This window comes from Devosia alba, from assembly GCF_039938915.1.
Classification (GTDB): Bacteria; Pseudomonadota; Alphaproteobacteria; order Rhizobiales; family Devosiaceae; genus Devosia; species Devosia alba.
The window spans coordinates 1-228 of record NZ_JBDUUI010000175.1; the positions used below are offsets into that span (position 1 = coordinate 1).

Sequence of the window (228 nt, forward strand, 5' to 3'; positions counted from 1 at the left end):
AGCTACTATCCTTGAAGGTCACCTTAGGAATATATCTGCCATGATGATGAGGATGACCGCCTTACAAATGGCTCCAGGTAAATTCTTTGCATTACCTATGGGAGGTACTGGGGGTAAAACCAAAAAGGGTACTGTAGTAGCCAGAGATTCACAAGGGAGATTTACTTCAATGAGTACACTTGCTGGAGCAGGAGCAGGAGCTGCAGTAGGTTCTACTGTAACTAGAAC

General features: G+C 44.7%; 1 protein-coding gene. It reads left to right on the top strand.

Annotated elements, in window-relative coordinates; all coding sequences use genetic code 11:
- Positions 1-40: 40 nt before the first annotated feature.
- Positions 41-228, top strand: a 188-nt coding sequence (locus ABFY71_RS19185; protein WP_347947475.1) for a hypothetical protein, incomplete at its 3' end; no start/stop codon positions are given.